This window comes from Pseudomonas sp. NBRC 111124 (assembly GCF_001320245.1).
GTDB lineage: Bacteria > Pseudomonadota > Gammaproteobacteria > Pseudomonadales > Pseudomonadaceae > Aquipseudomonas.
This window is the reverse complement of sequence record NZ_BCBA01000070.1, coordinates 1-21,962: the sequence shown is the minus strand read 5'-3', so window position 1 is coordinate 21,962 and position 21,962 is coordinate 1. Positions and strand designations below refer to the sequence as shown.

At 63.5% G+C, this 21,962-nt stretch carries 12 protein-coding genes and 1 pseudogene; 6 read left to right on the top strand and 7 right to left on the bottom strand.

The window, feature by feature from the left end; genetic code table 11:
- The first annotated feature begins 34 nt into the window (after positions 1-34).
- Entirely contained in the window at positions 35-3,949 is a 3,915-nt protein-coding gene (locus APH28_RS24650; protein ID WP_060513082.1) for a hypothetical protein, read from the top strand.
- Positions 3,950-4,010: 61 nt separating this feature from the next.
- Entirely contained in the window at positions 4,011-9,104 is a 5,094-nt protein-coding gene (locus APH28_RS24645; RefSeq protein ID WP_156340943.1) for a SpvB/TcaC N-terminal domain-containing protein, read from the top strand.
- 51 nt (positions 9,105-9,155) lie between these two features.
- On the opposite strand, the gene APH28_RS24640 is transcribed toward APH28_RS24645, so the two are convergent.
- From APH28_RS24640 to APH28_RS24630, 3 genes and pseudogenes are all read right to left on the bottom strand, one after another.
- Complete coding sequence (locus APH28_RS24640) at positions 9,156-9,494, bottom strand: RidA family protein (protein ID WP_060513080.1); 339 nt, start codon at positions 9,492-9,494, stop codon at positions 9,156-9,158.
- Positions 9,495-9,505: 11 nt separating this feature from the next.
- Positions 9,506-9,856 carry a cupin domain-containing protein gene (locus APH28_RS24635; RefSeq protein ID WP_060513079.1) on the bottom strand — a complete coding sequence of 117 codons (351 nt, stop codon included), beginning with the start codon at positions 9,854-9,856 and terminating at the stop codon, positions 9,506-9,508.
- A gap of 11 nt (positions 9,857-9,867) precedes the next feature.
- Positions 9,868-11,247 (bottom strand): annotated as a pseudogene (locus tag APH28_RS24630) (MFS transporter).
- Positions 11,248-11,463: 216 nt separating this feature from the next.
- Here APH28_RS24630 and APH28_RS24625 point away from each other — a divergent pair.
- Positions 11,464-12,942 (top strand): FAD-dependent oxidoreductase, encoded by a 1,479-nt coding sequence (locus tag APH28_RS24625; RefSeq protein ID WP_060513078.1) that lies wholly within the window; start codon positions 11,464-11,466, stop codon positions 12,940-12,942.
- Between the two features lie 108 nt (positions 12,943-13,050).
- On the opposite strand, the gene APH28_RS24620 is transcribed toward APH28_RS24625, so the two are convergent.
- From APH28_RS24620 to APH28_RS24605, 4 genes are all read right to left on the bottom strand, one after another.
- Positions 13,051-13,833 (bottom strand): NAD(P)-binding domain-containing protein, encoded by a 783-nt coding sequence (locus APH28_RS24620; protein WP_060513077.1) that lies wholly within the window; start codon positions 13,831-13,833, stop codon positions 13,051-13,053.
- 12 nt (positions 13,834-13,845) lie between these two features.
- Positions 13,846-15,165 (bottom strand): FAD-binding oxidoreductase, encoded by a 1,320-nt coding sequence (locus tag APH28_RS24615; protein WP_060513076.1) that lies wholly within the window; start codon positions 15,163-15,165, stop codon positions 13,846-13,848.
- Positions 15,166-15,254: 89 nt separating this feature from the next.
- Positions 15,255-15,785 (bottom strand): GNAT family N-acetyltransferase, encoded by a 531-nt coding sequence (locus APH28_RS24610; protein WP_060513075.1) that lies wholly within the window; start codon positions 15,783-15,785, stop codon positions 15,255-15,257.
- Between the two features lie 112 nt (positions 15,786-15,897).
- Positions 15,898-17,997, bottom strand: coding sequence for a TonB-dependent receptor domain-containing protein (locus tag APH28_RS24605; protein ID WP_060513074.1), 2,100 nt, complete (start codon positions 17,995-17,997; stop codon positions 15,898-15,900).
- A 588-nt stretch (positions 17,998-18,585) separates the two neighbouring features.
- Between APH28_RS24605 and APH28_RS24600 the strand changes: the two genes are divergently transcribed.
- From APH28_RS24600 to APH28_RS24590, 3 genes are all read left to right on the top strand, one after another.
- Entirely contained in the window at positions 18,586-20,169 is a 1,584-nt protein-coding gene (locus APH28_RS24600; protein ID WP_256250250.1) for an ABC transporter substrate-binding protein, read from the top strand.
- Positions 20,166-21,098, top strand: a complete 933-nt coding sequence (locus tag APH28_RS24595) for an ABC transporter permease (protein WP_060513072.1) — start codon at positions 20,166-20,168, stop codon at positions 21,096-21,098. The genes APH28_RS24600 and APH28_RS24595 overlap by 4 nt, the downstream gene beginning before the upstream one ends.
- Before the next feature lie 21 nt (positions 21,099-21,119).
- A partial coding sequence (locus APH28_RS24590; protein ID WP_060513071.1) for a hypothetical protein occupies positions 21,120-21,962 on the top strand: 843 nt, incomplete at its 3' end.

Sequence of the window (21,962 nt, the reverse complement as noted above, 5' to 3'; positions counted from 1 at the left end):
CTCTTTTTGATACGGCCTCAGGCTGGAGATGATCATGGTCAAGCGTAACGAAACGAAGGTCACAAACCCGAGTGCAGGCAGCAAAGCGCAGGAGTCCGAGAGCCATGATCTGGTCAAGGAACCCTCGTTCCCACTTGGCAGTATTGGTGAGGGCAAGTCCTGGCAGGTCGAGGGCGACTACGAGTATCAAGAGGAAGGCGGCTCCCCCTATGTGGGTCTGTACCCTGAGGCGTTCCTCTGGCAAGACATCACCCTGCCGGTCGAGGCAAACCCGACTGAGGATGGCCGGCCCGATTTCTGGCTGGGCTGCGAGTACGATACCGGCCGCCTGAGTGACTGCCGGCTGGAAATTTATGACTTCACCGGTGGTAAAGAAGGCCCGCGGTTGCAGGAACGGGTCATGGAAGGTATCGAGCCGGACGTGTCACCGTCTGATGCGCTCGTGAACTGGACGCGCCTACCCTTGGAGCGCATTGAGAACCTGGTTAGCACGGTCACCGCTATTCGCATCAAGTTCATTGCGGGCAAAGGCAACAACCGCCTCAGTCTGCGCAATATCGACCTGGATGTGCGTTTGCCCGCATTGGCCGCCACGCTGAGCCTGGTCGTTGATCCGGACGGTTTGAAGATCGAGCAGACAGTCCCCCCGTACAAGTTCTGTCATGGGGCAGTGCATCGGTTCGGCATCTCAGAAGTAAAGACTGACAGTTGGCTGCACCAGAAAGCGAGCTTGAGCTGGCATGGCGAGACGTTGCCCACTGAATTCGCATTGCAGGCGAATCCACCCTTCAACCGGGGAGTACCGGATGAAGACAGCTTCCAGCCACTCGAAGACGTTACGGCCTGGACGGTGTCTTCAAACGCCAAAACGGACGCGAACTCAGGCGCTCTGGCGCTAGGCATCAGTAGCTACTGGCAAGCGGAGATTCGGGAGGTTGCTGCGAGTGTTGGCGATTACGTCAATGACATGAGCACGATCGCAGGGGGCGATACCGCGCTGATCATCGACGACGAGAACGCCAACAAGGCGACGCTCACCACGACCGTGTTCAACCATTTCACATCTGAGCGCAAGGTCGAGAAGATACCGGTCGAGTGGCGGGTCAATGGCCGTTTGCTCGGCACGGTTCCCACCGATCAGCATGGGCAGTCGCAGATTGATTACCAGCCCGAGAAGGGGGATGAGGGGGACGCCAATCAGGCCGAGATCACGGCAATCGCCAGGAATGAACTGGGCGAGGACAGTCGGCAGGGCAAAACCCTTAGGGTGTTCACCACCACCCCTTGGCTGGATCAGGTTCAGGTGTTGCTCGATGACAAGGAGGTGGACCTCAAGAACCTCGGACTGCACCTGAGTCGCGGCGACAAGGCGCGCAAGCTGGTTTTGAAACCCAAGGCTATCCCTGGGAACTTCTTTATTGGCCGGGATGTGACGCTGACTTCGCCGGAGGGCAGTGCTGGGAAGCTGGGCATCAGCTTCGAGCCTTCAACGGCGCGAAAAATGCCCGAAGGTGGCTTGGAATGGTTGATAGAGGGGGGAAGTACCAGCGGACTTTTTGCCTTCGAAGCCAATGCGACAGGCTTGGCCGCGCCGTTCGTATTGAAAGGTGTGCAGATGTCGCAAAGCCTGTCGGATGAGGCTGATTTGACCGTACCGTATGCTGCCTTTGGCGACGACCCAGTGTTTTGGCGTACACAAGCCGGAACAGTCGCCCTCGTGCCCAAAAAGGGCAGTCCTTTGGCAAGCCTTGGCCTTGAGACCTGGTTGACGTTCGTCAAGGTTAACCTGGAGCAAAGCAGCATACCTGCGTCTCCGGCCTATGCGCAAAAGCGTTCCTTGCCGGCAGCGGGCTTGCAATGGTCGTTGACGGGCGGGGCAGCCAGCGGGTTCTTTGGCCTGGAATTTCATGTTGAAAGTTTTACTCAGCCCTGGGTTGTGTCAAAAGCGCTCTTGCTGTCGCAAAACTTGAACGATGAAGCCGAGATACAGGCGCCCAAATTGCCGATGGTTTGCGTGCGTGGGACCGCCAAAGAGGTCAACGTCGCGGCGAAAGCAGGCAGCCCTTTGAAGGAGCTTGGCCTAAAGGGGGTCATGACGTTTCTTGCTGGCACTGTCGCGCAGACCGATACGACGGCATTACCTGCGTATGGCACCGCGAACCCATTTACCCCTGAAGGAAAGCTGACCTGGGCGCTGACAGGCACCAAAGGCCGCGGCACCTTTGGGTTAGAAGTCGCTGTTGAAGGTTTTTCCACGCCATTGCAGTTGAAAGTCGGTGAGGCAATGTTGCTGTCAGACAAACTCATCGAAGAGGCTGATATCAAGGTCGAAAGTAAAATACCGGTCGGGACAGTGGTGTTCAATCGGCAAAAGGCCTATCAGGTCGAACTGGTGCCGAAAGTTGACAGCGCTCTCGGGCTGGCTGGGCTTGTCGCAATATTGACTACGTCGCTTTCTACGGAACCCAAAGGCGAGCGCGAAATCCCCGCTGCAGGTTTGAAGTGGACCGTGACCGCCCCGAACTCAAGCCTTGAATTTTCTTTAAAGTTCAAAGTGGGCAAGGATGATGCTTACACGATTTCATACGATGATTGCGTGGTGCTGTCGGAAAACTTGATTAATGAGGCAGAACTTGAAGTCGAGGGCTCTAACAAAGGCGGGATCGGCTATTTTTGGCGTAACACGGAGGGGGGCATTCGCCTCGTGCCCAGGACCGGTAGCCCGTTGAAGGGGGGGGCGCTCAAAGCTACTTTGACGTTCGTCGAGACCCAGGGCGGCTTCGGTAAGGCGCAATTGGGAGCGAACCCGAATTATGAGGTGCCACAAGCTATTACTGATACGGGAAGCCGTTGGACGCTGTCGCCGAAGAGCAGCAGTGGGTATTTCGAACTTCAAGTAACAGTGGATGGCTTTGAAACGCCATTGCGTTTGAGCAGGGGGATGATTCTTTCAAAAAATCTCGGGGATGAAATCGCGCTTGAGCATCCGCGGAATCCGAAGGCCGAACCTAAGGTGTTCTTTTTTGACAGCCCTACCAACGTTCGTATGGTATACAAAGGCGGTAGCCCATTGTACTTGGCGACTGACCTCAACGTTTCACTGTCTTTTGTGAATAAAGGTTTACCAGCGACACAGATGCGGGCGGAGCCGAGTTTTGATTCTAAAGCACCCATCAATGGGGCGAATGCCTGGGCGCTTACCGCAGGCAGTGAGCGCGGGCTCTTCGGGTTGAAACTGATTGTAGATAAATTTGACTCTCCGCTGGAGTGGCCGGTGTGTGGAACATTGTCTGAAAACTTTCTGGATGAATTTGAGGTCTCTAGAAGTTCTGGGTGGCTTTTGGTAAGGGGCGCACGCGAGGAACTGACGGTTAAGTACGATGCAGCGCATATGCTGGCGTTAGGGGCTAAACTTACTATTTATAATTCTCTGGAAAATGAGGCGGCGCTTTTTTCTCCAACAGTCGGTGTGGCGATGTCAACCCATAGTAGTGGGACGAGTATTTGGTATGCGACGGGGAGTACTTCAAAAAGCGGAGCGGGCGTGGTGTCTATGCGGTGCTCTTTATACCCTGCTGTTCAGGAGCTGTGTAAGCTTTGCGTGCGTAGTAGCAGTGTATGGAATGATATTGAGTTTAGCTATAAGGGTAGGGTGCTTGCCCGCGGCGAAACTATTGATGTTCCATTTTCAGTACGTTGGAATTCGCTTTCACTCCGGCCCAAGTGGCCAGGCTTTGATGCTTTTGTGCGGGTTTCAATTTCAGTTTTTAGACCTGGTGCTTCAATCGCGATGATCCCAGTTGCGGATACTGTAATGTCATTTATTGACGGTGAAGTATATGTTTCATTGAATAAGTCTTCCGAGGGGCAGGGGGCTCTTCAGTTTCAATTGCACGTTGATTTGAGTATGGGTCCCCCGGGTGATGACGGTTTGATATACCGTAGTTAGAGTGCCTAACTGAATAGCGTCGTACTATAAGTTTGCCCTGTCTGAAGTAGGAGGCTTGCACGTGTCGGATCAAAACCCTGTTTCATCTGCGGTGCAGGACGGGAGTAATACAGTCTCTGCTATTACCCCGTCACTCCCCAAAGGCGGCGGCACCGTCTCCATCGGCGGCGGCATGCTCTCCGCCGGTGGCCCGGACGGCGCCGCCGGCTGGCAACTACCGCTGCCCTCGCCAGCAGGCCGCGCTCTGTCTGCCGAATTGACCCTGCAATACTCCTCCGGCGGCGGCAATGGCGCCTTCGGTGCCGGTTGGGACTGCCCGTTGCCGGCAGTGGTACGCATGACCCGCTTCGGCTTCCCGAAATACAACGTCAGCGACCGCCTGGCCGGCCCGTCCGGTGAGGAGATTCTGCGTGCCGGCGCGACGCGGGAGGCTACGGGCCTGCCGTTCGTGGGTGGTGCGGTGGTCTACACCGTCACCCCCTGGCGCGCGCGTACTGGCGGCCTGGTAGAACGCTTGGAGCACTGGGTGGACAAGGCGGCAACAGACGCCCCGGGCTTCTGGCTGCACTGGCTGCCCGACGGCAGCCTGTCACTGTACGGCTGGTCGGCCTCGGCGCGCCTGCAGGACCCGACCACGCCGGGGCATGCGGTCTGCTGGTACCTCGAAGAGACCGTCTCCGCCCGTGGCGAACACGTGGTCTACCGTTACCGCGATGAAGATGACGCAGGTTGCAGCGCGGCCGAGCTTGCTGCCCATCCACAGGTCACCCACCTGTACCTGGCGTCCGTGCATGCCATGAACGTCACGCCTTCCGAGGCCTTGCTGACCCCGCAGGACGGTTTCGACGAGAACGACTTTCTCACCTTCACGCTGTTCGATTACGGCGAGCGCGGTGCCGATCCTGAAGCATTGCCGCCACTGGCGCCCACGGAACCTTGGCCGGTACGCGATGATTGCCATTCGTTCTGGCGCTACGGCTTCAACGTCCGCGTTCGGCGCCTGTGCCGCGATGTGTTGCTCTGGCACCGTACGGCGCGCATGAACGGTGAAGACGACGACACGCCTACCCTGGTGGCCCGCGTGCACCTGGCTTACGACAGCGGTGCGGTCACCAGCGTGCTGGCGTCGGCGCAACAGATCAGCCATGAATCCAGCAGCCACATGCCGCCGCTGGAGTTCGAGCTGAGCAGGCCAGGCCGTGCCGCGCCAGCTTGGCAGGCGCTGGCGGAGCTGAACGGTTTTTGGTCGCCGGCGTGGCAATTGGCTGACCTGTACGGTGAAGGGATCCCCGGCCTGTTGTACCTCGATCAGGGCGCGTGGCACTACCGGGCACCGCAACGGCGCAGCGGCGCCGAGCAGGACGCGATTACCTGGGGCACGCCTCAACCCCTGCGAACTCAGCCAGACGGTACGGCCGGTACGCTGGTGGACCTGGACGGCGATGGTCGCCCGGAGTGGCTGGTCACCGCGGGTCTGTGTGGCAGTTTCACCCTGGCACCCGATGGCAGCTGGGGGGGCCTGGTACCGTTGACGGCCTTGCCGAGCGAATTTCATCACCCGCAGGCGCAGATGACCGACCTGACCGGCGACGGGCAACAGGATGTCGTGTTGCTGCGTGCCTTGGGGCCAAGGAGTGTGCGGCTTTATCCCTCCAGCGGCACCGCAGGTTGGCTGGCCGCGCTCAATCAAGCGTATGAAGGTCGCGAGCCATTACCCACCCTTGAGTCTTCAGAGCACCAACTGGTCGCTTTCGCCGACCCTGCCGGCAGTGGCCAGGCGCATCTGTTGCGCATCACTGGCCAGGGGGTGACACTGTGGCCTTCGCTGGGCTATGGCCGTTTCGCCGACGCCATCGAGATCCCTGGCTTCAAAATCGAGGACTTCAATCCCTCAAGGGTGTTCCTGGCCGACACCGATGGCGCCGGCACCACCGACATCCTCTACCTGCAGCCGGACGGCATCCGCGTGTTCGTCAGCCAGAGCGGGAACCGCTACCAGGAGGGCGCTTTCGTACCGGCCCCACCCGGGGTGACTCTGGATGCAACCTGCTATCTGCAGGTCGCCGACATCCTCGGCCAGGGCACGGCGGACCTGCTGCTGACCAGCCCTCACCATGGCCCGGGCCTGCAACCGTGCAGCTGGTTGTACCGCTTCAACGAGCAGCGCCCCTGGTTGCTGGAAACCGTGGTGGACAACGCCGGCGGCCGTACGCAGCTGGCCTATCGCAGCTCGGCGCAGGCTTGGCTGGACGAGAAGGCGGCGGTGATCGCGGCCACCGGCAAGGCCCCGGTCAGTTACCTGCCGTTCCCGGTGCACACGGTCAGCCAGATTACCCGGTACAACGACATCACCGGCTTGTGCCTGGGCAGCCAGACCACGTACCTGGGGGGCGTATGGGACGGCAAGGAGCGTGAATTCGCGGGTTTCACCCGCTTGCTGCAGACCGACACCCATGCACTGGCCAGCAAGGGCGCCGCGCACCTGTCGCCGCCCGCGCGTACGTGCAGCTGGTTCCATTGCGGCATCGAAGCGCACGATCAAATTGCCCAAGGGGCCCATACCGAGGCTGAACACGGCTTCGACCCTGGCGCGGTGCGCTTCACCCAGTGGCATGCAGAGGGTGAGCAGGCCTTCGAACCCGAGCCGGCCGAGCGGGCCTGGTTGTTCCGCGCCCTGCGCGGGCAGCTGATGCGCGTGGAGGCCTACGGTGAGGACGGCCATGAACGTGCAGACCGGCCCTACACAGTGGCGCGGCCTCGCTTGCAGGTGCGCGCCTGCGCGACGGCCGACCCACAGCGCCCGTCGGCGCTGGTGACGCCCGTTCAGGCGCTGACGGTCACCTGCGAACGTATTTCTGAAGACCCGCAGATCAAGCAGGACATCGTGCTGCGCCAGGATGTCTATGGCACGGTGCTGGAGAGTGTCAGCATCCATTACCCGCGGCGCCTCTCGCCCGAGGTGCTTGAAGTTGAAGAGCGAGACCGGGCGATCTATCCGAAGACCCTGCCGGAAGGGCTGATCACCGCCAGTTGCGATCCCCAGCAGTACGACTGCTGGGTCAACCTCACGCGCACCACGGTGCACAACCTGGTCGACGACGACACCTGGGTGATTGGCTTGCCCGATACCCAGCGCAAGGATGTGGTGCGCTTTGCGGTCAGCGATGAGCCGGCCGGAGGTTTCACCCTTGAGTACCTGCTGGAAAACGGATTGCCACTGGCCGACCCGGGCAAGACCACCCTGGCCGGCTACGAGAAAGTGGTCTGGCGCGACGCTGACGGCAGCGGTGTGGCCAACGTGCCGTCAGCCCAGGCATTGGTGGCTTATACCCGCACGGCCATGCTCGACAAGGCCTCGCTGGATGTGTTGCGCCCCACCTTCGAGCAGACCTTGCAGGACCTGGTGACGCAAGCATTGAAGGCCCCCGACAACCACCCGGAGGTGTTGCAGCGGGTGCGCCAGCGCTTGCCAGCCCTGGGCGACGACACCTCGCTGTATGCGCTGCTGCTGGCTTACCTGCATGGCGCACCCCAAGACCTGGACGCCAGCCGTTTGTTGCGTGACGCCCTGAAGACGGTGATTTCGGTGGATGCTTTGCGCAAGCGGCTGCTGGCGGCGGATGAGGCAGCCTTGCCTGATGGCCTGCAGGCAGCGGTCTACAAGGAAAGCCGGGTACCGGATGCGGCGCTGTGGGCAGTGCTGGTCTGGTTTGCCGGCCAGCAAGGTGAGGGCAGCGCCAGCCTGGTCACCTTGCACGCCAGTGTGGCAGCCGCCTTGGCTCGGGCCGAGGCATTGCCGGTGTTCTGGCGTACGCTGCTGGCGGCGTTGCAGCCGGATGCCGCTGGGGAGCAGCTGCCGTTGGCGGCGCAAGCCTGGCTGGACGCGGTCCAGACGTTGCTGAACAGCCGCGTGCAAGCCGAATCGTTGACTGAGCTGCTCAAGCGCGGTGGCTATGTCATCATGGATCGCGCCCCTGATGCGCCGGAGCTGGGCGACCCCCACGACCCAGAGGGTATCGGTACGCCAGGTATCTTGGGCGAGCCATCGGTCAAGGAGGCCTACTGCGGGCACCACGGTATCAGCCTCTACCACGGTGCTGCGCAGTTCTGGCTGCCCAAGACGGTGCAGGAGAACACGGTCACCGGGCCCAGCCAGCTGGAATACACCGCCCATGGCCTGGCGCTGCGGCTGGTCACCGACGCTGCGGGCCTGACGACGACGGTCGAGGCGCATGACTGGCGTTTTCTCACCCCGGTTCAGATCAAGGATGCCAACGACAACACCAGCACCGTCGACCTCGATGCTCTCGGCCGGGTGCGGCACACGCGCTTCTACGGCACCGAGACACCTGGCGGCAGTGATGAAGCGGTGATGAGCGGCTACACCCCGGAAGTGCCCTTCGATCCACCGGCTTCGGTAGAAGCTGCGGTAGCGCTGAACCTGAGCAAGAAAGTCCCGGTAGCCCAGGCGTTCACGGTCATCGCCGACAGCTGGATGCCGCTGGCGCTGAATGCCGATGGCAGCGTCGATGGCGTTCGACGGTGTGGCGAAATGGCCTGGCGCCGCGCTGCCCGGCACCTGAACAGAGATGGGCAAGCTGTGCCATCGATCATGAATGGGCGCACGCCGCCCCATGTGATCCAGATCCAGACCGACCGCTACGACAGCGATCCCGAACAGCAGGTCAGGGTCAAGGTAGTGCTCAATGGGGGTGGCCAGATCTTGCAGACCGCTATTCTCAACCCACCGGGCGAAGCCTTTGTGCGAATTGAAGCGGGTGGGTTGGAGACCGACGACAAACAGCAGGCCGTCACCCGCGACACCGAGGTGCGCTGGGCGGTGACCGGCAAGACCGAGTTCGACAACAAAGGCCAGGCGGTGCGCGTATGGCTGCCGTTCTACCTCGATGACTGGCGTTGGGTCAGCGACGACAGCGCCCGCGAGGGCATCTACGCCGACACCCATTACTACGATGCCCTGGGCCGTGAGTACAAGGTGGTGTGCGCCAACGGCGAAGACGTGGAAGGTGAGTGGGCCAACTACGAACGGCGGGTGCAGGTGTACCCGTGGTTCACCGTGTCGGAGGACGAGAACGACACCTGGGCCGAGGTGATCGAGCTGGCGCGGGCCAGGGCCCGGCGGACGTTGCACTGAAAGCAGGAGGCGCCAGGTCAAAACAGGGGGCCGTAAGCGGCCCCGGGAATCTCAAAGCTGGCCGAAGGCCTGAATCTCGATCCGGTACTCAGGCGCCGCTAACGCAGCCCCCACGCAGGCTCGTACCGGCGGCTGGTTCCCCACCCAGACGTCATACACCTCGTTCATGGCCGCAAACTCACCCATGTCGGCCAGCCAGATCTGCATGCGCGTCAGGTGCTGCTTGCCAGCCCCGATCTGCGCCAGCCATTGCTCCAGCTGCGCCAGCACACATCGCGTTTGCGCGGCGATATCGCCCGCTTCCAGCGCGACGATCCCGGAGGTCTCGATGCGCCCATCCACCCGCACCATCTGGCTGGCCCGTGGGCCAGGGTTGATTCGTTCGATCATCTGCCCGCTCCTCAGAACAGCACGTAGGTTTTGCGCAGGGTTTCGTGGACATGCCACACGCCTTCGCAGTTTTCCGGGAACAGCACCGCATCGCCGGCGCGCAGCTCCACCGGCTCACCGCCATCGGGGGTGAAGGTGCAGCGGCCGCTGACGATATGGCTGAACTCGCGGTTCTTGAGGAAGCGGCGGAACACGCCCGGGCTGCTTTCCCACACGCCAATGCTGGCGCCGACCGCTTCATCGGTCTGGTCCTGGGCGGATGCTGCGTGGGCGATCGGTTCGCCGATCGGCAGGCGGGCAGGGGACGGCTCACCCAGCAGCGAGGCAGGAGCATTGCGGACTACGGTAAGGACTTGGCTCATTACAGGTTCCTTCAGGCTTTACGAGCGACAGTTTTGTAAGTGGGTGACGTTGTTGCGGCTTGACCACCCAGGGCAGCAGCCTGCTGCAGGTCGAGCTTGCTGGTTTCAGGGGCCAGCCACCAGGAAATCAGCGCGCCGAACAGTGAGATCAGTGCAGCGGCAAACATGGTATTGGCCACGCCATAACTGGCCCGCGAGATCGGCACCAGGTAGGTGCCCACCGCAGCACCGATGCGCGACAGCGAAGTCGCCAGGCCCACGGCAGAGGCGCGGATCTCGGTGGGGAACAGTTCGTTGGGGTACACGTATTCCAGCACCTGGGCACCGCCGATCAGCACCGCGTAGGCGCCGAACAGCACCAGTACGGTGGTCGGCGAAGCATCGGGGAACACGCCCAGCAGCACCAGTGACAGACCCGACCAGAGGAAGCTGTGGATCAGCATTTTGCGTCGGCCCAGGCGGTTGATCAGCAAGGTTGCCAACAAGCAGCCGAGGGTGAACAGGAAGGTAATGGCGATCGAACCGTAGGCGGCCCAGTCGCCGGTCAGCTTAAGCGCTTGCAGCACCTTGGGGGCGAAGGCATAGATGGCGAACAGCGGCACGATGGCACATGTCCAGAATAGCGTGACGAAGGCCATGCGCTTGCCCTAGCCGGAGTGGAACAGCGACCACAGCGCCACCGGTTTGCCGCTGCTCTGCTCGGGCAGGTCGGCAATCGAATAGTCCGGGCCGTAGACCTTCTTGATCACCGCATCGGCTTCGGCCTTGCGGCCCTTGCTCAGCAACCAGCGTGGCGACTCCGGGGTGCCGCTGCGGGCAATCAGGAACAGCACGCCCGGCAACAGGGCGCTGGCCAGTACCCGACGCCAGCCGTCGTCACCGCCCATGCGCAACAACAATTCACCCACTACATAGGCCACGGCAGCACCGGCGAACCACATCAGCACCATGGCGGCGAGCAGTGGGCCTCGCTGTTTGCGCGGGAGGAATTCGGCCAGCAGCGAAGTGGCGATCGGGTAGTCGGCGCCGACCGCAATACCAATCACCAAGCGCCAGGCGAACAGCGCCCAGGCCGACTCGACCCAGAACTGCGCCACCGAAAAACCGACGATGGCGATCAGGTCCACCAGGTACAGCACCTTGCGCCCGAACTTGTCGGTGAACCAGCCACCGAGAAAACCGCCGAGGAACACGCCGATCAGCGCCGAGGCGGCGATCAGGCCTTCCCAGAAGGCCGACAGCTGCAAGGCATGGGTGATCTGCAGCATGGCCACGCCGATGATGCTCAACACATAGCCATCGAGGAACGGGCCGCCAGCGGAGTAGACGGTCAGCTTGCGGTGGAAGGCGTTCAGCGGAGCATCTTCGACAGAGCGTTTGGATGTGGTCATTCAACTTGCCTCTTGTTGTTATTCACGCATCAGCGTCGCGGCACTATGGCACTGGCCTTGCGGGGCTCCATATAACGGCTGGGACGAGTCATGGGATGCACTGGCAGGGCTCGCCCAAGGCTTATGCAAGTTGTCCTGGATGTTCTAGAGGGGAGGGCGCGGGCTTTTCTACTGTGTGCAGGAGGCAGAACAATCACAAGAACCGGAACCAGACACATGACCCGTCCCCCCTTGCAATCATTCGACGGCGACCACTACGACGTGGTGGTCATCGGCGCCGGTGCGGTCGGCTGCGCCGCCGCCCGGCAGCTGGCCGCGCGCAACTTCCGCACCTTGCTGGTCGACCGTGGCGACATCGGTGCCGGCACCTCGTCGCGCTCCAGCCGCATGCTCTATTCGGGCCTGGGTTACCTGGCTGCCCGCTACCCGCTGTGGCAGATCCCGTTCCGCCCGTTCGACATGTGGCAGCGCCTGCGCTACACCCGCGAGGTGATGCGCTGCCGCGCCGAGCTGGTCAAGGACATGCCCGGGCACCTCACCAAGCACCGTTTCCACTACCCGTTCCGCAAGGGCGACCGCTACCCCCCATGGCTGGTGGACATGGGCTTTCGCCTGGTCGAGGCGCTCGGTGGCTGGAAGGTACCGCTGGCCTACCGCCGCCAGTCGGCGCAACAAGCGGCCGGCGACAGTGCCATGGCTGCCGGCCTCGGCGGGCCGCTGCGTGGCGTGGGGGTGTTCGAGGAATACATGTACGCCTGGCCCGAGCGCATCTGCGTCGACACTGCGCTGGACGCCCAATGGCGCGGTGCGACGGTGCGCACATATACCCGCGTCAGTCAGTTGCAGCGCAGTGAAGGCCAGTGGCGGCTGACACTGGACGAACAGGCACCCGAGGCCCTCGGCCAGGCGCACGTGACGGCCAAGGTGGTAATCAACGCCGCCGGGCCCTGGGTCGATCGTGTGGCGGGCGCTGCCGACCGTGGCCCGCGGGTGCTTGGCATCAAGGGTGTCAACGTCATGGTGCGGCTGCCCGAGGCCTATCGTGGCCAGGGCCTGGAGGCGTTTTCCAGCAAGGGCGAGCCGTACTACGTATTCCCCTGGCGCGAGTTTCATTTCATCGGCCCGACCGAGTCGCACTTCACCGACGACCCGGACACGGTGCGCGTCGAGGACGGCGAGATCGACTACATCCTGGCCGAGGCCAACCACTTGTTCCCCGACCTGCAACTGACCCGCGCCGATGTGCAGTACAGCTGGTGCGGCGTGCGCCCGACCTCGACCCTGGATGGCCGCAGCACCTACCTGCCGGTGCGCCTGAGCGAGGCGGCCGGCAAGCCGGACCTGCTGACCCTGACCGGCTCGACCATCATGCTCCATCGCCATGCGGCGCGGGTGATCGCCCGTGGCGTCGAGGCGCGGCTGGGCAAGCGGGGCACGGCGCCCAAGGGCATGATTGAACGCGAGCGCATCGATGGCGAGGACATCGCCCGCATCGTTGCCCGTGAGCACGTGGTGCGCTTGGTCGACCTGGTGCGCCGTCGCTTGCCGTGGGGGCTGGACCCGGACCTGGGGCGTGAACGGGTGGAGCAGTTGTCACACCGCGCGGCAGAGGTGATGGGCTGGTCGGAGGCGCGCCGGCAGGAAGAGTTGAAGCACTTTGAACAGGATACTGCCCGGGTGTATCGCCAGCTTTAGATCTGCATCACGGCAGCTGGCCTCTTCGCGGCTGAAGCCGCTCCTACAGGGATCGCATAACCCTTGTAGGAGCGGCTTTAGCCGCGAAAGGGCCGGAACAGGAAAAACCTATCGCCCAGCCAACCCCGACCGGGTCAGCAAGGCGTCCAGCACCACCTCGCAAGCCGCACCCCAGTTGGCACTCACCGGCTGATGCATCAACACCGCCAGGCCATCGGCAGTAAAGGTCCCGGGCGTGGCAATCGCCTGCCCCAACGCCTTCAGGGTGTACGCCGGCTGCTGCTGCGCACTGGTCACGCAATCCTGCAGGTTACCCAGCACCAGCGCCCGCGCCTCGGCCGTCGGCAGCCCTTTGTCGGTCAGCCACTGCTGCAAGTCATGCAGCAGGAAATAGAACCAGCCATTCATGCACGCCGCCACCGTGGCCAGCTCGAATGCCGGCTCGTCCTGCACCACCACCAGCTTGCCCAAGGGCCCCAGGCACTGTTCGGTCAGTGCATCCGCCGGGCATACCACCACGGTCGACTGGTTGTACTGCGCCGCATAAGACAGCATCACCCGCACGCAATGGGCGCCGGAGAAGGCGTTGGCCAGCAAATCCAAGCTGACCCCGGCGGCGAGCGATACCAGGCGCTGGCCCGGCCGCACGTGCACCTCGCTGGCCAGCTGCCCCAGGGATTCCGGGCGTACGCCGAGAATCACCAGGTCCGCCTGGTCGACCACGGCCTGATTGCTCGGCAATACCTCACAACCGTACTCGGCCGCCAGCGCCTCGGCGCGTTGAGCGTTACGTGGCGACAAGTAGAGCGTGCCTTCGAACCCACTGCGGCGCAGGCCGATCACGACTTTCTCGGTCAGCTCGCCGACACCGAGAATACCCAGGCTATACATGTTGCCTCCTTGTCAGCTTTCCAGGCCGGCGCGGCGCTGGCCCCAGTGCAGGTTCAAGTTGACCCCGACGCTCAGCAGCGGTTCCGGCGGGTTGCGGTTGGGCCCTTCGCAGCTCAGCAAAAAGTCGATCAGCTCGTCGCGCTCGCCGCTCAGCCAGTCGGCCAGCAAGGTACCGGTGGCGGTGCCACGGGTGATGCCCAGACCATTGCAGCACAGCGCCGCGTGCACATTTGGCGCCAGGGTGCCGAAGTGCGACAGGTGATTGCGCGACAGGCACATCGAACCGCCCCAGGTGAACTCGAACGGCAGGCCCGCGAGCATCGGGAAGCGCCGCTCGAACGACGCGCGGTGCTGGCGACCGGCACGGTGCAGATAGCGCTGTTGGGCACGGCCATTGGCGTTGAAACTGAAGCTGTTGCGCACCAGCAGGCGCTGGTCTGGGGTACGCCGCAGGGTACTGCCGAACGGGTCGGCGGGGATGATGCCCCAGGTCGACTTGCCGCCCAGGCGCGCCTGTTCTTCTTCGGTCAGCGCGCGGGTCATGCTGGCATAGGTAAAGATCGGCAGCAGGCGGCCCGGCAGAAAGCCGAAATACGAGGCGAAGGCGTTGTTGGTCAGCAGCAGCTGATCGGCAACGATCTCGCCGTTGGCGTGCTTGAGGGTGATGCGCCGGCCTTGTTCGATACGGGTGATGGTGGTGCCTTCGTGTAGCGTGACGTTGGCGGGCAGGCTTTCGGCCAGGCCCTTGGCCAACGCGGCTGGCTGCAGCAACTGTGTGCCGGGGGTGTACAGCGCCTTGCGGTAGAAATCGGTGCCGAAGTGCGCGGGCAGGTCGCGAGTGTCGATCATCTCATAGGGCTGGCCGAGCTTTTCGAGGCCGCTGCGGTAGGCTTCGAGTACTGCCAGGCCCTTGTCTTCGACCGCGGCCTGGTACTTGCCGTCCGGGCGGATCTGGCAGTCGATGCCATGCTGGTTGATCAGCCCGCGCAGGATCGACTGGGCGCGCAGGTTGAGCTTGAGGTTCATCCGCGCAGTGGCCAGGTCGCCGATGTAGTCGGGGGCACCGATGTCATGGGGCAGGTCGATGGCAAAGCCGGAGTTGCGCCCCGAGGCGCCGAAGCCGACTTCCTGCGCTTCGACCAGGATGATCTCGTCGTCAGGGTGGTGAAGCGCCAGTTGCCGCGCTGCGGCAAGGCCGGTGAAGCCCGCGCCGAGCACCACCCAGCGCGCCTCGCTCCGCCCCCGGTGCGCGGCGCGTGGCTGGCGCTTGGGGCTGAGGTGGAACCAGCCGCAACCGTTGTCGTCCGCGGGGGTAGAGGTGTTTCTGTACATGGGATTTTATCCGTGTTGTTTTCTCCACTATCGCATCGGGGTTGGCGGGGGGCATATAACGGGAGGGACGGGTGGTGGGATGTTCGGGCTCACCCGTGCCCGGTAGGTACGCGACGGTAGAGCGGCCGTGGGGTGCTGGGGTCGAGTTCGGTCAACGTGCTGCCGGCCGCCACGAATCCAGAACGTTCGGCCAGGCGCTGGCTCGCCAGGTTGTCGATGTCGGTGGTCAGCCATACGGTGACATCCACGGCATCCAGCAGGCAGGTCAGCGCCTCGCGCATCAGGCCCTGGCCGCTGCTGGCCTGGTTCGCCCAATAGCCCACTTCGTACTCGTCGTTGCCAGGGCGCAAGCCGATGCAGCCAATGACATTCCCAGTGTCTGCAGCAAGTACGAAATAGCGCTTTTCCTTGGCCGGGTCGAGGAATTCTTCGGCGCTCAGTTGCAGGGATTCCTGCACTTCTTTCAAGGTCCAGTCGGGCTTGGCCCAGGCCAGGAACGGTTGGTGCAGGGCGTAGCTGTCGAGCAGCGCCTGCTGCAGTTGCTGGGCGAACGCCAGTGCAGGGCGGACCAGCAGGGTGCGGGGCGTGGACAGGGTGCGCGGCAGATCAGGGTAGGGCATTGCGGGCCTTCCTGGCGGGTTGATCGGGAGATCTAAGCATATTTTTGTGTAATCTGTGCGAGCCTCTTCGCGGGTTTACCCGCGAAGAGGTCGGTACAGGAAAAATCAGCTATCAGTAACGAACCTCGACCCCTACATAAGCCCCGATCCCATCCCCCGGCCAGAACGATGCGGTATCCAGCCCGCGCGCGTTGTACACCGGCGTCACCGCTGTCACGTACGCTTTGTTCGCCAGGTTCTTCAGGTCCAGCGACACCTTCCAGTTACCCTTCGGCGCCTCATACCCCAGGTTCGCTCCCCAGATCGTGTAAGACGGCGCATACAGGCTGTTGGCATAGTCCACCGCCGTGCGCGATGCCGATTGCACGTTGACCCCGGTGTACCAGTCGCTGTGGTCCTGGTACTGCAACTCACCCTGGTAGATATGCTTGGGCACGCCCGGCAGCTGGTTGTCGCCAAAGGTGTCGTCATGCCGGTAGTAGAAATCGTTGTAGGTGTACGACTGGCGCCAGCGCACCAGGTCACCCTCGGGGTTGTCCCACAGGCGCGTGTTGAGCCCGGCCTCGACGCCTTGGTGAATCGTTGGCGAGGCGTTGAACGCGCCGGTGACTGCAGCCGCCGTAGACGTGGCGGGAATGATCTGCACGTTCAGCAACTCGTCGTGAATCCACGAGCGGTACAGCGCCAGGCTGCCGTCGAAGATGCCGTGCGAGCCCTTGATGCCGACCTCGAAGGTGTTGGCCTTCTGTTCCACCAGCGGGCGGATGTACGGCAGTGTCGGGCCGGAGCCTGAGTATTCCCACGAGGCGGGCGGGTCGATGCTGCGGCTGAAGTTGGTGAACACCTGCAGCTCGGGGTTGATCTCGTAGCGCAGGCCGATGCGCGGGGCGACGCTCCAGTTGTCATAGTCGACATGCTGCGGGAAGGTGGTGGTGTTGGGGTTCACTGCGTAGTCGATATTGACCTTGCGCCGCACGTTGATGAACGACACGCCGCTGGTGAGCCACAGGTTGTCGACCAGGTTGATGTCGTTGCCCAGGGCGATCACCCGGTCGAACGAGTCCTTGTAGTTGACCTGCTTGAGCGACACCTTGTTGCCGTTGGCCGAATCCACTCCACCGCGCAGGTGCTGGGTCGAAGTGAAGGCGATGTTGCTGCGGCTCTCGTGGCCGAACAGGTAGTCGACGCGGTCATAGCCCAGCAGCAGGCCGAGGTCGTGCCAGTCCCAGTAGCTGGGGTTGCTTGGGCTGCGCGGGCTGTTGGTGTGGCGGTAGTCGTGGTACGACAGGCCGAAGGTCAGCCGGGCATCGTCGTCGAAGGTGTAGGTGGTCTTGCTGCCGACCCAGATGCTGCCCGGGCGGCGTGCGCCGGCGCCGCTGCTTTCGGCGGTGGCGCTGGCACGGCGCGGGTGGTGCAGCGCATTGTCCAGGGTGGTGGCGCTGGGGTCGTTGTGGGTCTCGTCGCGGTAGCGCAGCAGCAGGCGGGTTTCCAGCTTCGGGTTGAAGCGGTAGCCGGCGTTGGCGACGATGCCCGAGCTTTTCGACAGGCTGTAGTCGCGGTAGCCGTCGTTGCGGTAGTTGTCGGCCTGCAGGTAGTAGTCCAGGTCGCCTTCGACCCCGCCGTAGCTGATGCTTTGCTTCTGGTAGTGGTAGCTGCCGGCCTCGGCGCGCACGCGCAGGCCGGGGGCGCTGTAGCCACTGTGGTTGACGAAGTTGACCGCGCCGCCGAGGGTCAGCGCACCGTACTGGAAGGCGTTGGCGCCGCGCAGGATCTCGGTGTAGTTGACCCCGCTGGCGTTGAGGAATTCGTATGGGGTGCCACCGGCACCCGTCAGTGGCAGGCCGTCAAACAGGAACTTGATGCCTTCGCGGAAGTAGCCGGGCGAGGTGTTGGCGCCGGAGCCGCGGATCGAGATCTTTGCCGCGTCGTTGCCGCCGGTGGACTGCACGAATACGCCGGGCTGGTAGGCCAGGGTGTCCTGCAGGGTGGCAGTACGGCCTTTGGCGACTTCTTCGCTGTCGACCACGCTGGTGCCGCCGGGCACTTCGGCGAGGGCGCTGGCGGCCTGTTGCACTTCAGTCTGCTTGGCAGCCTGCACGGTCACGGTGCTGAGGGTTGGGTCAGCAGCCAGTACCGTGACCGGGGCCAGCAGGCTGGCCAGGGCGGCGCGACGGATGGCCAGGCGCAGTGGTTGGGGGTGGATCGCACGCATCGTTGTATTCCTTGAAAGTCATCGTAGGTCCTCGGCGTTCTATGGGAATAGTCAGGCCTGTCGAAATCGGTAAGAGCAGTTTCTGTGCCAGCTGGCAAAAGGCCGGAAGTTGGGGGTTTGCCAAGTGACTTAGTGTGTGGTGATGATCGAAACAGCAAGTTTTGTTGCGGTCGTGTTGCGTCTGGAACAGTGTCGGTTATAAACAAATACCCGACCGCTATGGTGAACGCTGTGGGAGCGGGCGTGCCCGCGAATGCGGCGGTGCGGCAAACACCGTATTCGCGGGCATGCCCGCTCCCACAGGGCTGGATGTTGCCGGAGCAACAGGAGTGAAACAGTTTGTATGATTAATCATTCAGAAGTTTGAATTAGCACTCAATGAATGCGCGGATTTAGCGCTGGCATGACAACTGCAATAGCCCTTTATGTAGCCGTCTATATAAAGGCCCTGCTGTGCAGCCAAATTCCCGATTATTCAAGTTGTGCCTGTTGGCCAGTGCGTTGTTAGTTGCCGCTTGTTCACCTGCCACACCTCCGCAAACGCAAAATACCCTCAAGGGCGAAGCGGTCAGCGCAGTGAATGGCGTAATGCGCTATCCAGCCAGCGACTTCGTCGAGCAGCAGGCCGGCCAGCGGGGCGGCACCTTGCGCGTGTCGGCAGCGACCGACGCCGGCAGCTTCGATATCCACGCTTTGTCCCACGGCAACATGCAGTGGATGGGCCGCATCCTCTTCGACTGCCTGGTCTACCAGGCCGAAGACGGCACCCTCACGCCGTGGCTGGCGAAAAGCTGGGAGATCAGCGCCGATGGCCTGACCTACACCTTCCACCTGCGTGACGACGTCACCTTCAGCGACGGCCAGCGCTTCGACGCCGAAGCGGTGCGGGTCAACCTCGAACACATGCGCGACCCGAAGACCAAGTCGCCGCTGGCGGCTGCCTACATTGCGCCGTATCTGCAGGGCAGGGTGGTCGATGAATTCACCTTCGAGGCTACCTTGCGCGCACCTTATGCGCCGTTTCTCGATGTGCTGTCGCAGGCCTGGCTGGGGATGATCTCGCCACGGCAGATCCTCGAGGCGCCCGCGACTATCGCCAGCCAGCCGATCGGCACCGGGCCGTTCGTGTTGACCGGCTGGGTACGTGACCAGCGCGCCAGCTTTGCCCGCCGCCCGGGCTACCACTGGGCACCCACGGCAATCAACCACCAGGGCGAGGCCTACCTCGACGGCATCGAACTGAGCTACGTGCCCGAGGCGATGATCCGCTACACCTCGCTGGAAGCGGCCGACAACGACATGGCCCTGGACGCCCCGGCACAGAACGCCGCGGCGATCCGCGCCAACCCGCAGCTGACCCTGCGCAACCGCATCCGCAAGGGCAACCCGATGCGCAGCATCACCTTCAATGTCGAGCGCGTGCCGTTCGATGACGTGCGGGTGCGCTTGGCCGTGGCCAAGGCCATCGACCGCGACGGCCTGGCGTGGATCTCCGGCTTTGGCGAGTACCTGGCCAAGGGTGACTTTCTTGCCGTGAACACCCCCGGCTACGACCCGGTGGCGCGCGATGCGCTGGCGTTCGACCCGGCCGAAGCGGGCCGCCTGCTGGATGCCGCCGGCTGGACCGGGCGCGATGCCGAAGGCTACCGCACCCGCAACGGCCGGCGCCTCGAGGCGACTTTGCTGACCTACGACAACCCGGCGTTCCCGGCCAATGTCTCAGTAGCGGCTCAGGCGGACCTGCGCAAGGTCGGCTTTGACCTGCGCATCGAGCTGCTGCCGATCAGCAAGGTCATGGAGCTGCGCTATCGCAGCAACTTCGATGCTCTCGGCGGCGGCTACTGGCACACCAACACCGCCGACGGCCTGTACATCCTTTACCACAGCCACTCGATCCCCAGCGCGCACATGATCGGGCAGAACGTCGGCCACTTCCGCGACCCCCAGATCGATCAGCTACTCGGTGAGGCCCGGCGCAGCACCGACCCGGCACAACGTCGCACGTTGTATCGGCAGGCCCAGCAGCGCCTGGGCGAGACCGTGCCAGCCGTGCCCTCGGTGGAAAGCCAGATGCTGCTGGCCTACCGCAACGTGGTCGGCGGCGTGCTGTTCGACGGCTCGCACAACGTTCCCCTGTTCACCAGCGTGTGGCTGGCCAAGGAGCAACCATGAAACTGCTGGCAATGTTGCTGCGCCGCCTGCGTGACGGCGTGATCGTGCTGTGGGCGGCGGCCAGCCTGACTTTCCTCGGCATGCAGCACAGCGGTGGCGACACCGCCCTGGCGATTCTCGGCGGCCCGGATGCCATGCCGAGCGAAGCGTTGCTGGCCCAGGTGCGCGCCGAATACGGCCTCGATCAGCCGCTGTGGGTGCAATACGGGCATTACCTGCTGCGCCTGGCCCAGGGCGAGCTGGGCGAGTCATACCGGCTGCGCATCCCGGTTGGCCAGGCAATTGCCGAGCAGGCCGGCGCGACCCTGGCCCTGGCTAGCAGCGCGGCGCTGTTGGCGGTGCTGCTGGCGCTGGCCTCGGCGCTGCTCACCGCCAACCGCGGGCCGCGCCTGCGGGCGCTGGTGTCGGGTATCGAACTGGTGCTGTCGTCGGCACCCAACTTCGTGATCGGCACGGTGTTGCTGCTGGCCTTCGCCTTCTACTTCCATCTACTGCCGCCGTCCGGTTCAAGCGGCTGGCGCTCGCTGGTGCTGCCGAGTCTGGCCCTGGCATTACCGATTGCGGCGGTGCTGGCCCAGGTGCTGCGCCAGTCGCTGGAGCAGGTGCTGGAACAGCCCTTCATTACCCAGGCCCGCGCCCGCGGCATGGGTGACACCGCCGTGCGCCTGCGCCATGCCTTGCGCCACGCCCTGGTGCCGCTGGTGACCCTGGCCGGCTACGTGTTCGCCAGCCTGCTCGGCGGCGCCGTGGTGCTCGAACTGCTGTTCGGTCGCCAGGGCATCGGCCGGCTGATGCTCGATGCCACCGCCACCAAGGACGTGCCGCTGGTGCTCGGCGTGACCCTGCTGGCCGCAGCCCTCTACGTGCTGGTCAACCTGCTGGTGGACCTGGCGACCCAGGCCATCGACCCGCGCACCGCGCGCCCCTGAATTCACGAGAAAGGAACTGTCATGAGTCAAACCCCGATTACCGATGCCGAACTGGATCAGCGCTTTGCGCCCATCTACGCGCGTATTGCCGAAGGCGCGGTAGCCCGCGAGCAGCAGCGCACCCTGGCCCATGAGCCGGTGGCCTGGCTGCGTGAAGCCGGCCTCGGTGCCCTGCGCGTGCCACGCAGCCATGGCGGCCTTGGTGCGACCTTGCCGCAGTTGCTGCGCCAGCTGGTGCGCTTGGGCCAGGCCGATTCAAACCTGCCGCAGATCTTCCGCGCCCACTTCGGCTTTGTCGAAGGGCGCCTGTCGTCCAACGACGCTGCCTCTCAGGATTACTGGTTCGCCCGCGTAGTGGCCGGTGAGCTGTGGGGCGCGGCCATGGCTGAGCGCACCGACAGCACCGGCAATACCGTGCAGCTCAGCGAGGGTGAGGGCGGCTACCGCCTGGACGGTGAGAAGTATTACTGCACCGGCACCCTCTACGCCGACTGGGTCGCGGCGGTGGCCAACCACGGCGACGACTTCGTCAGCCTCGCGGTGCCGACCGGTGCACCGGGCGTGGAGCGGGTCGATGACTGGGATGGCTTCGGCCAGCGCCTGACCGGCAGCGGTACCACGCGCTTCACGCACGTGACGGTGCAGCCTGAGCACCTGTTGCGCCGCTTCGCCAAAGGCGAGTTGCGCGCCGAGTCGTACCTCACCGCGTTCTACCAGGTGGTGCACCTGGCCACGCTGGCCGGCATCAGCCGCGCGGTGCTGACCGATGCCGTGGCCTTCGTCCAGGGCCGCACCCGCGCCTTCGGCGTGCCGGGGCAGTCGCAACCGGCCGCCGACCCGCTGGTACAGGCGGTGATCGGTCGG